Origin of the sequence: Psychromonas antarctica, from assembly GCF_022267535.1 — a bacterium.
GTDB lineage: Bacteria > Pseudomonadota > Gammaproteobacteria > Enterobacterales > Psychromonadaceae > Psychromonas > Psychromonas antarctica.
Map to the genome: position 1 here is coordinate 12098 of NZ_JAHNZV010000033.1, position 15767 is coordinate 27864.

Consider the following 15767-nt stretch of genomic DNA (forward strand, 5'->3'; position numbering starts at 1 on the left):
CCTTGCTCAACTTCCAATAATACTTTCTGCTCTTCAGCAAGTGTTTTAAAGACAAAAACCTTTTTCTTCATTAAATCATTTTACTAAACCCGTTGTCATATTAGACATATTGTGTCCTTTATCTAAAGTCATTAAAAATATCGATAAACAGCGACGTGCTGATAAGTGAATTATTTAATCTGACAATGAAGCTTAAGGAAACACTAAGGACAACAACGATAAGGAAGATGTATCTGAGGGAAACTTGGACTTTATACTTTAATTAATAACTCTCAATAAATGAGCGGCTATTACAATAACTCAGTTATGTGTTTATACCAAGTTATATTTACATTTTTTTTTGATGCGATGTAAACAATTGAATTTATAACGCTGATTTACCATGAAAGCTTTATTAATAGTGCATTTTTCGAATTGAACTGCATCCTGCTATTTTCTAAAATCATCGAGTTGAAAAATATTATTAGTGACCACGTCACTTACTGCGTGCTTATCTTTGATATTAACGATAGTCTGATTTTTTTGGATGTTGCGGCAAGAGACTTTCTCTTGAAAAGACACACTGAGGAAGTGCTTTACAAAAATATCAGTCGGATAGAAATAATCTTTTTGTCCTTTTAGGATGCGTAGAATTTTACCTGTAAATTCATTAAAACCAAGGCAACTGCTTGGCTTTAAATCAAATCCATCTTCACAAATGCAGCTTTCGAGGTGCCATGCAACATCATTGATATGAGCTTGCACACTTCTGTCTCCGCGCTGATGAAAAGCACAGGTTTGATAGCTGGCTTGATAAGTATCAACTGCAGCTTGCACCTCTTTGCTGGTCGCGCCAGCAAGCTCGGCTAAGTAAGTAAAGTTAGCGATTAAGTGGCGTTCAAAGCTGTTTAAAAATGCAAATTCATCACCTTTTTTACCCGCATCTAAGCACAGTGAAAACCGGCTAAGATAATCCATCACAATTAATACTTTTTTACGCTTTATTGTGACGCAATGTACCAGCCAATGCCATGGCAGGCCAACCTGCTCTGCAACTAAGATATCAGTAGGATAAGTCGGATTGGCAATAGATTCAGAGATCGTCTTATCAGGAGCCGTTTCAATCGGTGATCGTTTGATTTTGTTTTTTGTAGAAGTAAAAAAATCGCTAGCAGCTTTCGTGCAGTTAAAAACTAACATAATTGTCCTCTACCCGTTAATAAATATAAAGCAGAGAATAGCGTAACAGATTGTAATCACTTATCAATCCCCAGTTACATTGTTATACCCTTTTAGCATTTAAGATGATAAATGCATTTTGATTTATAACGGCTAGATAAGTGCAAGCCTCGGTGTAAAGGCACAGCCCCTTTCGCTGATAATATAGTGGCCACATTGTTTTTGTTGATCATGGTTATCCTATTTTTGATGGTATAATTAATGGCTTGTCAGGTAACAGTTGGAGTTATAAATGTTCTTTGCATATTTTCCGACAATATCATTGGTTATTGGTATTGCGACAATGATGGCTATCAGTCCAGGGCAAGATTTTGCGATGATCACACGCAATTCATTATTGTACTCAAGAAGGGCTGGGGTTATCGGAGCTTTGGGGATCTTTGCCGCTATTTGGTTACATGTGGCTTATTCTTTAGCGGGGATCGCTGTGCTGATTGATCAGTCTCCGTTGCTCTATAATCTCATTAAATATGCGGGCGCGATTTACTTGTTATTTTTAGGCGCTAGGTTACTGCTTGCTAAAAAGGCGCAGGATACGCAACAGAAGAGCTCTGAATCTATCTCCATTTCAGATCGAGGTGCATTTAGAGCTGGCTTTCTTTCCAATGCTTTAAACCCTAAAACGACGTTATTTTTCTTAACTATTTTTACGCAAATTGTTACCCCAGAGACACCTTATAGTATTCAATTTGTTTTTGGATTGATTATCGCCCTTGCTCATCTGCTGTGGTTTTCGCTGGTGGCACTTTTCTTTTCTTCTGCTGCATTGGCAATCCAGATCAAAAGTATTAGGGTCTGGATTGAAAGGGTAATGGGGTTATGTTTGTGTTTATTTGCCGCAAAGCTCATCGTCTGAGTGGAATTTTTTATGTCTTGACGGTGACCTCGCTTTTTCTAAATTAGGCGTACTCGTTTATTTATCTATAAACACAATCATGGTGATTCTCAGTGTTTTTTGGCGCTCCAATTCAGCACTCCATATTTTATAACTTTGCGTCCATATTTAATTGAAGTACATAACACTTAATGTTGAATGAACATTCAATACATTACTTGAATGATCATTCAAATAGCTGTATCTTGAACTCATATTCTAGAAATAACAAAATAGGAAAAGAGATCAATGACAAGTAATTTATTCCAACCTTATTCGTTAAATAATGCTATTACCTTAAAAAATCGTATTTTAATGGCACCTTTAACACGTTGTATGGCTGATGAAAACTTAGTACCAACTAGTACTATGGCGGAATATTATGGCCGCAGGGCAGAGGCTGGTTTAATTATTTCTGAAGCCGTTATTATTCGCCCTGATGGGCAAGGTTATCCAAATACGCCAGGGCTGTTTACTCAACAACAAATTAATGGTTGGAAGCTAGTGACAAATTCTGTACATCAAAATGGAGGGAAAATATTTGCACAGTTATGGCATACGGGGCGTGTCGCTCATCCTTTCTTCTTTGCTAAAAATAAGAAGGATTCAAGTGATGTAATGGCGCCTTCGGCTGTTGCTGTTGAAGGTAGTGTGCCAAGAATGCGCGAGTTGACCTATCAAGTACCGAAGGCAGTGACACAACAAGATATTGAACAATTAGTGATTGATTATGCACAAGCTGCAAATAATGCCATTGAAGCGGGTTTTGATGGGGTAGAAATTCACGGTGCGAACGGTTATTTAATTGATCAATTCCTGCATTATGACAGTAATCGACGCACAGATGAATATGGTGTAACGCCTGAAAACATGGCGCGTTTCCCGCTGGCTGTTGTTGATGCAATTATTGCTAGTATTGGTAACGATAAAACCGCGCTGAGGGTAAGTCCTGGCGCTTATTTTAATATGTCAGGCGATGATAAAGATCGCCAAGTATTTGATTATTTTATAAAAGAGCTTGAGCAACGAGATTTAGCTTATTTGCATGAAGGAATGTTTGATGATACAACGGAGTTTGACTATCTAGGTGGGCAGGTATCCACTTATATTCGTGCGAACTACAACAAAACGTTTGTCGCGGCTGGTGGTTATAGTGCACAGTCAGCAAGTACCGCCATTGCTAATAATAAATTTGACTTAATTGCTATTGGTCGACCTTTTATTGCTAATGCTGATTATGTCGCTAAAGTGCGACAAGGTGCTGACCTGATTGAATATAGTGATGAAATGTTAACCAGCTTAATTTAGTCATGGGTTAAGGACTTGTAGAACGAGCCGAATACACAGACATAAATAAAAAACTTGTAGACTCTTTCGTATCTACAAGTTTTTTATGCTAGTAAGGCAAGCTTATCTATTACTTTTTATGGTACATGGGTTGATCTGTTTTATCTTTATCTGACCAGAAATTAATATTAAACTGTGCATCTGGGCTTAATTCTACGCGGTGATAGTATAAAGGTGGACTGGTTGCAAATTGCCCTGCATTAATCACTACTTTTACCTCTGGCTCTGTTGCTTCACTATCTGCAAAACCAAAATAGGTCACGACACCTTCCATTACGCATAACTGCCCGAAAACACCTTCCGCAGTGTTGTGGTGTGTAAGCAATGCCGCGGGTACATTATCCTTAGTGAAAAAAGGGGTTGAGCGTTGAATTTTCCAGTTTGCTGGAATGCGTTGATGAGTCATAATTCTCTCCTGAAAGTATAAATTTCAGACCTTTAATCAATTAAATTGTAAAAAAGGCCCGCTTTGTTGGATATTAAAGATTAGCAGGTAAGGCTCGAAGCAACGGGAACGCTTTTTTCATATGTCCTTCCGTCACAATAAATCCTACCATCTCTTTTTGCTCGTTGTAAGCTTTCACTGAGCAACCTTGTGTATCAATGTCGACTTGCCAGGATGCAACACCAATTACTGTATTACCACCCAATTGAATAGGCATTTGTGGTGTTTTAATTTTGATAAGCATTGCCGGCAGTTTTAAGTCTGTCGGTTGACCTAACAAAGTTTTCGCTAACGCATTCGCGCTGAGCATAATTGGTTGTAAATAGGCCATCACTGTACCGTTTATTTCTGCACAGTCACCTAGGCCGTAAATATGCTGCACTGAAGTTTGCAATTGCTGATTTACCACTAAACCTTTATTTACTTTTAATCCCGATTTTTTGGCTAGGGCGACATTGGTTTTTAATCCTGCCGCTGAAATAACACAATCCACAAGGTGTGTATTAGCTGAACTGAGTGTAGCGCAAATACCTTGATCGGTTTGATTTAAGGAATTAATGGTGCTGCCAAATTCAAAAATGATTCCTTCCTCGGTCATCTTCTTTTGTAATGCATTGGCAACGAGATCTGGCAGGATAGTTGCCATCAAACTTTTATTAGGATCTACAACCACCACGCTTTTACCACTACGGTTAAGATCCATGGCTATTTCCGTACCGATAAGTCCAGCCCCGATCACTAGTATGCGTTGCGCTTTTTGTAGCTGCAATTGTGCACTTTCAAATTCTCGAAGGCTGTTTAATGTAAGTATTTTATCGGTTGCATTGCCAAGCATTGGAGGAATAAATGTTTTGGCCCCCGTGGCTAATACTAATTTAGAATAAGGATAAGCGACGCTTTTAACGAAAACGACCTGCTGTTCGCTATCAATGTGTTCAACCTCAGTAAATGCATGCAGCGTGATATTATTCTCTAGGGCAAACGCTTCAGCGGATAAGCGGATCAAATCTGCGCTGCTTTGCTGATTAGTAAATACATGGCTCAAATCTGGTTTATTATAATCGTGTCCTTGATCGAGGGTAAATACCGTTATCGCTATCTGCTTATCTGTACGTCTTATGCTCTTGATCAACTGATATGAGCCGAATCCACTCCCAATTATAATGATCGGCGCTTTCATGATGCTTTGCTCTGTTCAATGGCAACAAAAACATCTTTACCTAAGCCACATTCAGGGCAAAGGAAGAAATCGGGGACTTCATTCCATGGTGTACCGGGTTCAATGTCTTGGTTTGGTTCGCCGACTGCTGGCTCATAAACCCAGTTGCAAACTGTGCATAACATATCGCGAGCATCATCTATTTGAACGTCTTTAGTTGCTGCCGTTGCTGGAACAGTTTTACTTGTAACCGTTGCTGTAGAAGGATCTACCGACGCTGTTGTTTGAGCGCATTGAGTAACAGGCTTAGAGGTGATGGATTGAATATTATTGAGCTCATGTAATGCCCATTTTTTTGCAATGTCTCGGCCATGTTCTCGACATTCATTGACCGCTTTACCATCCGGTCTCCATTTTGTTTTTAAACTAACAACGGTTTCAAAACCGGCATCCATTAAACGCGTATTAATGCGATCAACTGCACCACCATTCCAACCGTAACTACCAAAGGCACCTGCTTTTTTAGCTTTAAAACGTAGTCCGGTTATCTCTTCTAGCATTGCAGCAATCTGAGGCATCATCACATTATTCATACTGGGAGAGCCGACTAATATACCTTTAGATCGAAACACATTGGATAAGATTTCATTTTTATCTTGACGAGAAACATTGAATACTTTGACGGCTACGCCAGGATCAATATCGTGAATACCTTGCGCAATTGCATCTGCCATCATGCGTGTATTATTAGACATAGAATCATAGAAAATAGTAATTCTATCTTCCTGATAATTATCGGCCCACTGCAAATATTGATGGATTATCTGAGTTGGATCATCACGCCAAATAACACCATGCGCAGTGGCAATCATATCAACGGGCAGATTAAAGCTAAGGACTTCTTTAATCTTTGCGGTCACTAGCGCGCTAAAAGGCGTTAAAATATTTGCATAATAACGTAAACATTGTTCTTTTAATTCGTTTTGATCCACTTCATCATTAAACAGATGCTCATCACAATAGTGCTGACCGAAGGCGTCATTACTAAATAGCACCGCGTCATCTGTTAGGTAGGTCATCATGCTGTCTGGCCAATGTAACATCGGTGTTTCTACAAATACCAATTTTTTGCCATTACCAATATCGAGTGTATCTCCCGTTTTTACGATATTAAAATTCCACTCTGGGTGATGATGCTGACCGGTAATTGAATCAATAGCATTTTCTGTACAATAAATAGGCGTGTTAGGGATTTTAGCCATTAGTGCAGGTAATGCGCCTGAGTGATCTTCTTCTGCATGATTAATTACAATATAATCAATTGTGTTAAGATCAATTTCCATTTCAAGATTCTGTACAAATTGCAGACTAAAACGATGATCAACGGTATCGATTAATACATTCTTTTCTTCTCGGATCAGGTAACTGTTGTAGCTAGTTCCTTTGGTTAATTTAAATTCCATACCATGAAAATTTTCTACTTCCCAGTCGCGTTGTCCAACCCAGTGGATATTACTTTTGATATGAGTCGCCATATTTGTATCTACCTTATTTATAAATAATCAAAATTAAATTTTTATCTTATTTAGTTTATAGCAGACTTCATGCCAAATATTTAACTAGCTGATTTTAAATAGTTTAATTATTTTTGATTTATTAAAATGTCATAATGACAGTTATTTTATAGTGTCATTATGACTATGAAGATGTCATAATGACACTATAAAATATAGCTTAGAAGTGGATTTTAATATGGAAAATAAACATTTAGCACTAACGCAATTAGCCATTGATCTGACTACCAGTGTCTCCGGTCAGGACCGATTTGATCGTCTACTTTTAGTGATCCGTAAACTGTTTAATTGTGATGCATCAGCATTATTGAGTTTTCAGCATCAGCAGTTTTCACCACTTGCGATTAACGGTCTTTATGATGAGGTATTAGGACGACGTTTTAATATACAAGAACATCCTAGATTGGAGGCGATTGCGCGAGCCGGGGATATTGTACGTTTCCCGGCGGATAGCAAATTACCCGATCCCTATGATGGCCTGATCCCTAATCATGAAGATGAATTAAATGTGCATTCCTGTATTGGTTTACCATTGTTTGCCAACGATCATTTGATTGGCGCATTGACTATCGATGCTTTTGAACCGCAGCAATTTGATCGTTTTAGTAATCAGGATCTGCGTATTATTAGTGCACTTGCGGCGGCGAGTTTGCATACCTCTTTATTAATGGAAAAACTTGAAAGTCAGACAGGTATATTTAGCAATATTGATGCACATGATGCGTTTGTACAGCAATCGGCTGAGATGATAGGTCAATCGCAAGGGATCTTAGATCTACAAGCACAGATTAAAGCGGTTGCCGATACTGAATTGTCGGTCTTGGTGACGGGTGAAACAGGTGTGGGTAAAGAGCTAGTTGCCTCATCGTTGCATGCACAATCTGGGCGCCGTGAGCATGCCTTGATCTATTTAAATTGTGCCGCCTTGCCGGAGTCAGTTGCAGAAAGTGAGCTGTTCGGACATGTAAAAGGCGCTTTTACAGGCGCCATCAGTGATCGTAAAGGTAAGTTTGAATTGGCTAATAACAGCACCTTGTTTTTGGATGAAATTGGTGAACTACCACTTTCCTTACAGGCTAAACTGCTACGTGCTTTGCAATATGGAGATATACAAAGAGTCGGTGATGAGCATCCTTTAAAAGTGAATACCCGGATCGTTGCAGCAACCAACCGCGCGTTACACGAAGAAGTGAAAGCAGGGCGTTTTCGCGCGGATCTCTATCATCGATTGAATGTTTTTCCTGTGCATGTACCGCCTTTAAGAGATCGTGGAAACGATGTGGTCTTGTTGTCTGGATTTTTTGCCGAGCGCTGCCGCAATAAACTGGGATGTGCAAATTTGAGTATTGATCCTGCAGCGACGCTTCTACTTCAACAGTATTCATGGCCAGGTAATGTACGTGAATTAGAGCATGCAATTAACCGTGCAGCGGTAATAGCAAAATCACAAACAACAGATTCTTATTTGCTTTTAAAAGCCAGTCATTTCCAGCTTGATGGTGAGCATCTTTTATCTTTGAGCGAAACGGGCACAGGAGATAAATTACCGGAATATAAAAAGAGAATAAAAGAAGGATTACGTGAGGCAACCGATGATTTTCAGGCGGAGCTGATCAAACAAGTTTATCAAGACAATAACCGTAGCTGGGCATCAACAGCGAGAGACCTTAAACTTGATACGGGTAATCTGCACCGTTTAGCAAAAAGGCTTAATTTAAAGTAAAGAGCAGCCCGTATTCCTGAGCTTATGCGCTATATACCCAGCTATCTCAAGATGCAGGAACCAGCATGACGATAAATGATGAAATTCTAGGCAGAAGGTTGATGATCTCGTCGTTAAACAACTAAGATTGCAGTTAATCTCTCGAGAGTGCTTCATATTATGCCTTCTTCTAGCATCCGAGCGCAGGGCTGAATCTAGCTCTTGAGGTGCTTTGGGTATAGGGGCCGAGTGCTTAATCATTACTTTGTCATGCATTGGTGATGGCCTGTATCAAGTTGCGGATGTTATATCTAGGAGTTACATGGAAATAAACAACAGATTTTGTTTATAGAAGTGGGTAAGCGGGTGGTGAGTGTCATTATTTAGCTATAGTTCACGTTTTTATGAAGTTTAATAAATATACTAATTTGAATTAATGAAACCACCATGTGTAATCCTTCAGTAAATTTATATTGGATTAACAATTGTCATCAATAAAAAAGCTCTCTTAGTTCCGAACCGGGGCTGATGAATAAAAACGGGATGCAGAAATACTTATGGAAAAATTTGATCCAGCTAAACAACAGACCCGCAGTGAATGCGCCGATTTAGAGTTGGCGAATCAGGATAAGAGTATCGTTGATATAAAAGAATTTCATCAAAATGAGGTTAAAATTAGTTCTGAATTATCGGCCTTTGGGCTGGTAATGTCTCAAATGAATATTGCTGATAGTCATGAATTTGATCTTAAATATGCACAATTTTGGGAAGAAGCGAGTGAAGATAAGCAACTATTATCGGTATTGATATGTGAAATTGATTTTTTTGATGCCTATAACAAAAATTATGGCCATCAAGCCGCTGCCTTTATGTTATTAGTGATCGCTTTAGCGCTCAAAAATCAATGCGAAAAATTTGGATGTTTTTTGGCTCGCAGTAAAGGAGATAAATTTTCAATTTTAATTAAAGGCGGAGATCTAGCAAAGACACGCGCCATAGCCGAAGCATTACATCAATCCGTTGAAAAATCAAAGACAGAGCATAAGCACTCGAGCGTTAGTGATATCGTCACTTTGAGTATTGGTTTCTCTAGTGTTTATCCCATATCAAGGAAGGACTTAATCACAACAGCCGATCGTGCCTTAAGCCTCTCTCAGAGATCGGGTTGCAATCAAGTGAGTCGACATTTTGAACCGCAAAAGCCGGTGTTAGATGTAGCCGACAATTCAGGGCAACAGCTAGCAGAAAAAGCAAGCGAAACAGTCAATAAACCTATTCAGCAGAAACCGTTGGCGTTAGATGTGGCAGACAATCCAGCGTCGCAGCTAGCAGACAAAGTAAGCGAAACAATCAATAAACCTGTTCAGCAGAAACCGTTGGCGTTAGATGTGGCAGACAATTCAGCGTCGCAGCGAGCAGACAAAGTAAGCGAAACAATCAATAAACCTGTTCAGCAGAAACCATTGGCATTAGATGTAGCAGACAATTTAGATCCGCAGCGAGCAGAAAAAGTAACTGGCAAAATCAAAGAATCGATTAAGCGGAAAAATCAGGTGTTAGATTCAGCTTCGCCGCGAACAGAAAAAGTAACTGGAAAAATCACTGAATCTGTTAATAAGATAAAGAAGGTGCTAAATTTATCCGCTAATTCATATTCGCAACGAGCAGAAAAAGTAACCCAAAAAATCTCTGAGATGGTTGAACAGAAAAAGCAGAAACAAGAATCCAACTCTGTTATCGAGTCAGATCTACAACCACAAGAAAAGACGACCACAGAGCAGGCTGAATATGAGCGTATGAAGTCTGAATTGGAGTTAATGAAATCTCAGACTGCGTTTAAACCGCGTAGCTATTATTAACAAATTATGCGGTCATAGTTGGGATGGCAGTACATTACCAATAGAAATAAGGTTAATTAATGTTGGCCAGTAGCCGATGTAGCTGATCGACATGGAGCGGTCGCACTAGACGAGCCACTTCCTGACCATCATGAAACAAAATAAAAGTAGGCCAAAGCTTAACCTGAAAGGCGCGGCCGAGTTTTTTACCTTTACCATCATAGACTTTGATATGCGCTAGTTCACTATGCGCATTAAGCGCCTCCTGCACCGCTGGTATTGCAGCCTGACAATAACCACACCATGGAGCTCCAAATTCTAAAATCGCATCACCGCTCAGCTCACTGATTTGATTCAGCGTTGGCGCATCTTCACAATAATCAGGATTAAATCCCGTAATGTAACTTTTCATGTTTTTTCCTTATTGTATTAAACCGCTAATAAAGATTAGTGTATTTGAGTCATTTCCAACCGAACTCACCCTTAAATATCGTACAGTTAACAAGTGCTGCAGATAGATTCTTAATAAAAATTTGTTGTGTACGTGATACAGAACAACTTAAATCTCCGCAGCGGTGAGTTACGACGACCGGTCTTGCTTGTTAAAATAGACGTTAACTGCGTTATACTTGATCACTTCATTAAATACTTTGATATGATCTAAAGCTTAAATCTTGACCAATTAGTGAGTATTTCTAAGGTCGCTTGTGTGGGAGGCGCGAGCCAGGCTAAGGCCACAATGCTCGCAAATATCAGTAGTGTTGCATATTTTTGACTGAAATCAGCCAGTTTCATGGCACTGCCAAAAGAACGTTTGATTCTGCTATTGCCTAAATCAACACTGCATATCTCATCTAGAAGCAGGTGGATAACCCCGCCCATAAACAAAAAACCGCCGGAAAGCCAAGCAACAATAGAGGAGTGGTTTGGGCTATAGCGCCATATAATCTGCGTGGTCAGTAAAGCGACCAGCAGTAAAAAAAACAGTGAATGGCAACTACCGCGATGTATAGTCAATTTTTCAAATAGCGGGCGAATAAGATAGCGCAGCAGAGCGTAAATAAGCAGTGGGGCAATAATTAGTTCTGAGAATTTCAGGGTGCCAGCGAATGCCTTGGTGAGATAGTAAATAGTGCTTAAGATGACCGATAAGGTCAACAGAGTGAAAATACTGTCTAATGAGGTTGAATTATCAGAGTCAATATCGGGCAGTAATCCACCTAAACTGCCTAAAAACCATAACCATAATGCGCTGTTAAGATCAATATGGTTGGCGGTTAAGAGTGCTGCAGAGGCGAGGCCGCTGCTGGCTGCTACGACATAAATATGAGTATTAAAATTAGCCATTTTGTTCTTTTATAAAAAAATATTGTCATATTCTAACAAGCCAGTTCAAGTTAGCTATTAAAATAGGGGGACATTACTCTAAATGACGGCATAAATTTTTTACGTTATTCAATTTGAGCGATAATTTTAACCATGGCAACATGGATGTACAGTTATACTGACTTTCACTGTTACTTTTACTCTTGTAAAATAACGATAGCCATTAAAAAATGTTAAGTTATCCATAAGATGGAGAATACAAGTTATGGCTGGAATCGTTGACTTAGATGAGTTATTGAAATCTATGACACCTGAAATTCAACAGGGTGAGTATGTGTTTTGTACGGTAAAGGATCATTATGATTATGAAGATTTACAACCTTTAGCTTTTTTTAGAGAGGCCGAAGGGATCACTTTGGTTATTTCGCTGCAAGAAGCTGAAAAAGCTAATTTAGCCTTCACGAGTATATTCAAACAGATCACTTTGACCGTCCATTCCAGCTTAGATGCAGTGGGGTTAACTGCCGCGGTGGCTACCAAGTTGGCAACCCATGGAATAAGCGCTAATGTGGTTGCCGCGTATTATCATGATCACCTGTTTGTACAATCAAGCAAAGTAGATCAAGCATTGTCGGCACTGAACGAATTTAGCACAGTTTAAATGGTGTGTGCTAGCAGAGGCTAAACGCAACGCTGTTACCAATGTTAGTCCGTAGCCGATAGGAGGTAGTATTCTGCTCTACTGCTTGAATATTTGTGATCATAAGTGTTAATTGATTTAATCACGCACAAAAATACTGAAGCGGCCTGTGTGATCACCTATCTGCACAGCGAAACGATCAGGATGATAATGATTGTTTAGCATATGATGCGCTTTTCTGTGATAGTGGCTTCTGTGTTTATTATGCTCATATCTATGATGTCGACAATCAACATATGCATGTTTATTATGATGACCATTATATTTATTTCTGTGTTTATTATGTTGGCCATTATTTTGATGTCTTATATTCTTTTTAGCATGCCTACTTCCCTGCTGTTTGTACGTATTATGCGTATCGTTATTTCTGTAACCTCCTTTTTCAGCATTCGCTGCGATTGAGGTTGTTGGTGTTAACGCTAAACATAATAACAATGAAGTAGCGATAATTAACGTTTTTTGTTTTATTCTCAATGTTGAAATAATGCTCATTATATTCTCCAGTCTATTCTACCGATAACAGGTGTATGCCTGATAATGCTAATGTAACGGTTATTAGCTGAACGGGAGCTGAATGGGCGGTCTGTAATAACAAAAAAAATAAAAAACGTAGTGCTACTTATTTCTTATTCCTGCCTTTTGGTATGTTAATCAGCGATGAGTAGCAGCATTAGTGTAAGCCAGCATCTCGATCTGTAAACCGATGTTGAGAATCAGTTTGGTAGTTGAAGGTGACGCAATCCACTCAGCTCGAAAACCAGTATTGCATTGCAGCATGAGATAAGGGAACCAATATTCGAGGTGTTAAATGCTTGCATTTGCACCTACCGATATTAACGCAGTCAATCGTTCGATAAGTCCTTATGCGGGACCTTATTCTGGTCTCCGCACTGAGTTCAGATAAGGTGCCTAGGGGATCTTACGTATCGCCATTTTATTAAGCTTCTATAAACCTCATTTTAGAAGTTTGTCTAAGCCCAAACCAACCTCAAATTTGGCGGCCTGAAGTGGTGCTTCATTGATTTTATAGCGTAATTACTTGACCATATCCATAGATTTTAATAATACAGGGCTATCATAATCAGCAACGGCTGTTTTTGCTTTAAGGCAAAATTGCCTGCGAGTTTTAAAGTAAGTGAATAATAGTGTTAATACGATGATTTCCATAAGATTAACGTGAACGTATTCAAAGGCCGGTTGCAGTATCGTTGCCATATCGTTTACATAGCCTTTATCGGTAGTCGGGATAAACTCAAATGTATTATTCAGTTTAAAGAGTCCTATCTGGATCGTAAGGTACGCCGCTGCAGAGAGAATTAGAGTCAGCGGTTTTAAATACCATTTTCTCGGTAATTTGAATCCCCACACGAGTAGATAGAGACAGACAAATAAAGAGCCTCCTATTAGCATCGGTCCTATCTTTGCCGAGCTTTGCAATGCAATTTGAGTATTAAAGTAAAGACTCAGTACGAAATGAGGAATCGCTAGTACGAGAACAAAACTTAGTGAGGCGACTTTAAAGGTACTGATGCGCTTCCAGTAAAACTTTTTCACTAGTTTGAACGTGATCCAGTAAAATGCTACTGCGAATAGATAGTTAGCGAAATGCGGTAAGCCAAACAGCCCATACCAACCGAAAAGGAAATGTTCGATCACACGTGGATAATCATGTAATCCGACTCTAGATTCAGTGTCAGCAGCAAAATTCGGTAGCAATAGCGCAATCATAATTGCGAGGGTTAAGATGCAGTAACCATACTTTATTACACCTTTCAGCATTTGTGGCAAGAGGCCTTTAACACTTTGTTTTCTTAATTGGCTGAGCAGTTCTTGATAGTTAGATAAAACGGCGTCTTTGATATCAGTTGATACCCAATTTTCTTCGAGCAAGTCAATTTTAGTATTACTTTCGTTGGCTTCAATGATGCTTTTAATCGCAGGAACTGCCAGTGTTTCTTTATCTTCATTTTGACTGCCGGAAGCTAAGTTTTTCGCAATACTCCATACTGCAGGATCATAAACACCACCCGCATCATGGGTTAAATTTTGTTTGCCAGCAAAACACATACGGGTATCCGCAGATGCAATAGTAGCGGTAAATTGTAAGGTAGGTAATTGTCCATTTAACGCATAGATAAAAGTACAGCCATCTAGGCTACCTTGGGCATCTACCTCGGTAACGTCAGTTAAAGAGTGAATAATATTAAGCCCTATTTTTTTAATAAAGGATTCACTCCAGTCATGATAATCAGCACTCTCAAAAGCCCAAGTTGTACGTCTTTTGGCATCACCATCAATGCTATAGCTACAATATAAGCAGCCTACTCCATAACAAGTCCCGCAAGTGACAGTGCCGCGGCCACCACAATTTGAACATGTTTTTTTACCGCTGCCCCAACATGACGAACAAGATTCTGTGGAGTAAATTGTACGATTACTATAGTTATCGAATTTTTGCGTGCTAACACGGCCGCTGCTATGACAAGCACTACAGCCTTGTTTGCCTTGCCCTCCACAGCTATAACAGGAGTTTGTGCCTGATCCATGACAATGATGGCAAGGATCTGTGCCGACATAGCATTCTGGCGCTGAATTTAAGTGTTTATCTTTAAGCGTAAAATTGCTAGACACATCACTTGATAATAAGGCTTTAAAACGGTCATTAAAAAGTGATTGGCGACCGCTCACGTAAGCTTGTGCTTTGTTATGAGCGGCAGCTCTGGCATCGGCTGAACGACCGGCGTCAATACCGTTCGGGCAGCAATGGCCATGATCATGTTTTGATATACCGATTTCAATTTTCCAACCAAAAGTAAAATTGACTTGAGGTTGTTTGGCATCCTGATGACTCAGTACTACTGGCACATTTATGCCCGTAAGCTTTCTGCCATTATGGCGGATAAATGCTTGGAATTGCTCTAATTTACTCACTTAAAAATTCCTATTTAGTTAATACGCTTTTGCTGCGTTTTTTATAACCTGCGATTGCGCCGACAAACACAGCAAAATTAGCGATTAAAGTTTGATATTGAAGTTGGTGTGATCTGGCTTTAAATAAATAAACTTATTGACCGATGTGTACCCTGGTGCTGAAACTCTGACCTTGTAGCTTCCCGGAGGCAGTTTCATTCCGGCTTGATATTTAGGCTTAATATTCATTATTGCAATTCTTGCACCTTTTATATTGGTGGTAATGTTTAAAGGTAATAATTTATTAACGGGGTGTGGTTGCCTAGTAATGGGACGTTCTCGCATGACCTTTAAATCAAAGCGATCTAAAGGCCCACTAATGGCATTAAATCCTTGGGCTATCTTTAATGTGTTATTGATAGATGAGCCGATAGGTTGGACTAAAGGTTGAGTGACTAGCAGCCATCTGAGGGTAAATGAAATTAGGGCTGAATCATTTTGTTGCATTTGTTCAAAAAAATAATTTAGTGCAGAATCCTTAAGGGTGTACAGCAATTCTCGGTGAAAATAATTTTCAAGCTATACAAGGGCTGCGAGAGATATCAAAAAATACTTTTCGCGCTAAATTTCTCTTTTCTTCAAATTATTTTTAATAAATGTAAAAAAAATTGAAC

14 protein-coding genes are annotated in these 15767 nt (G+C 39.2%); 5 read left to right on the plus strand and 9 right to left on the minus strand.

What is annotated here, in order from left to right:
* Window positions 1–429: 429 nt before the first annotated feature.
* Window positions 430–1179 carry a DUF6933 domain-containing protein gene (locus tag KSO91_RS09215; protein WP_238742665.1) on the minus strand — a complete coding sequence of 250 codons (750 nt, stop codon included), beginning with the start codon at window positions 1177–1179 and terminating at the stop codon, window positions 430–432.
* A 271-nt stretch (window positions 1180–1450) separates the two neighbouring features.
* On the opposite strand from KSO91_RS09215, the gene KSO91_RS09220 reads away from it, so the two are divergent.
* Together KSO91_RS09220 and KSO91_RS09225 are read left to right on the plus strand one after the other, a co-directional pair.
* Complete coding sequence (locus tag KSO91_RS09220) at window positions 1451–2074, plus strand: LysE family translocator (RefSeq protein ID WP_238742666.1); 624 nt, start codon at window positions 1451–1453, stop codon at window positions 2072–2074.
* A gap of 267 nt (window positions 2075–2341) precedes the next feature.
* A complete protein-coding gene (locus KSO91_RS09225; protein ID WP_238742667.1) occupies window positions 2342–3400 on the plus strand; it encodes an alkene reductase in 1059 nt (352 codons plus the stop codon).
* Window positions 3401–3509: 109 nt separating this feature from the next.
* Here the strand turns inward: KSO91_RS09225 and KSO91_RS09230 are convergent, their stop codons facing one another.
* From KSO91_RS09230 to norV, 3 genes are all read right to left on the minus strand, one after another.
* Window positions 3510–3845: a TehB family protein gene (locus KSO91_RS09230; protein WP_238742668.1), complete on the minus strand. Its 336-nt coding sequence runs from the start codon at window positions 3843–3845 to the stop codon at window positions 3510–3512.
* A gap of 73 nt (window positions 3846–3918) precedes the next feature.
* A complete protein-coding gene (gene norW / locus KSO91_RS09235) occupies window positions 3919–5064 on the minus strand; it encodes an NADH:flavorubredoxin reductase NorW (RefSeq protein ID WP_238742669.1) in 1146 nt (381 codons plus the stop codon).
* Entirely contained in the window at window positions 5061–6578 is a 1518-nt protein-coding gene (gene norV, locus KSO91_RS09240; protein ID WP_238742670.1) for an anaerobic nitric oxide reductase flavorubredoxin, read from the minus strand. The genes norW and norV overlap by 4 nt, the downstream gene beginning before the upstream one ends.
* A 217-nt stretch (window positions 6579–6795) precedes the next feature.
* Here norV and norR point away from each other — a divergent pair, with 217 nt between their 5' ends.
* Both norR and KSO91_RS09250 read left to right on the plus strand, forming a co-directional pair.
* Window positions 6796–8340, plus strand: coding sequence for a nitric oxide reductase transcriptional regulator NorR (gene norR / locus KSO91_RS09245; RefSeq protein WP_238742671.1), 1545 nt, complete (start codon window positions 6796–6798; stop codon window positions 8338–8340).
* A 536-nt stretch (window positions 8341–8876) separates the two neighbouring features.
* Window positions 8877–10178 (plus strand): GGDEF domain-containing protein, encoded by a 1302-nt coding sequence (locus KSO91_RS09250; protein WP_238742672.1) that lies wholly within the window; start codon window positions 8877–8879, stop codon window positions 10176–10178.
* Between the two features lie 52 nt (window positions 10179–10230).
* Here the strand turns inward: KSO91_RS09250 and KSO91_RS09255 are convergent, their stop codons facing one another.
* Both KSO91_RS09255 and KSO91_RS09260 read right to left on the minus strand, forming a co-directional pair.
* Window positions 10231–10569, minus strand: coding sequence for a thioredoxin family protein (locus KSO91_RS09255; RefSeq protein WP_238742673.1), 339 nt, complete (start codon window positions 10567–10569; stop codon window positions 10231–10233).
* A gap of 248 nt (window positions 10570–10817) precedes the next feature.
* Complete coding sequence (locus tag KSO91_RS09260; RefSeq protein WP_238742674.1) at window positions 10818–11504, minus strand: metal-dependent hydrolase; 687 nt, start codon at window positions 11502–11504, stop codon at window positions 10818–10820.
* A 244-nt stretch (window positions 11505–11748) separates the two neighbouring features.
* Here KSO91_RS09260 and KSO91_RS09265 point away from each other — a divergent pair, with 244 nt between their 5' ends.
* Window positions 11749–12144 (plus strand): ACT domain-containing protein, encoded by a 396-nt coding sequence (locus KSO91_RS09265; protein WP_238742675.1) that lies wholly within the window; start codon window positions 11749–11751, stop codon window positions 12142–12144.
* A 117-nt stretch (window positions 12145–12261) separates the two neighbouring features.
* Here the strand turns inward: KSO91_RS09265 and KSO91_RS09270 are convergent, their stop codons facing one another.
* The 3 genes from KSO91_RS09270 to KSO91_RS09280 form a co-directional block, all read right to left on the minus strand.
* Entirely contained in the window at window positions 12262–12675 is a 414-nt protein-coding gene (locus KSO91_RS09270; protein ID WP_238742676.1) for a hypothetical protein, read from the minus strand.
* A gap of 543 nt (window positions 12676–13218) precedes the next feature.
* Entirely contained in the window at window positions 13219–15114 is a 1896-nt protein-coding gene (locus tag KSO91_RS09275; RefSeq protein WP_238742677.1) for a hypothetical protein, read from the minus strand.
* 84 nt (window positions 15115–15198) lie between these two features.
* On the minus strand, window positions 15199–15600 hold the full coding sequence (locus KSO91_RS09280) for a PEGA domain-containing protein (protein ID WP_238742678.1): 402 nt from the start codon (window positions 15598–15600) through the stop codon (window positions 15199–15201).
* Between the last annotated feature and the right edge of the window lie 167 nt (window positions 15601–15767).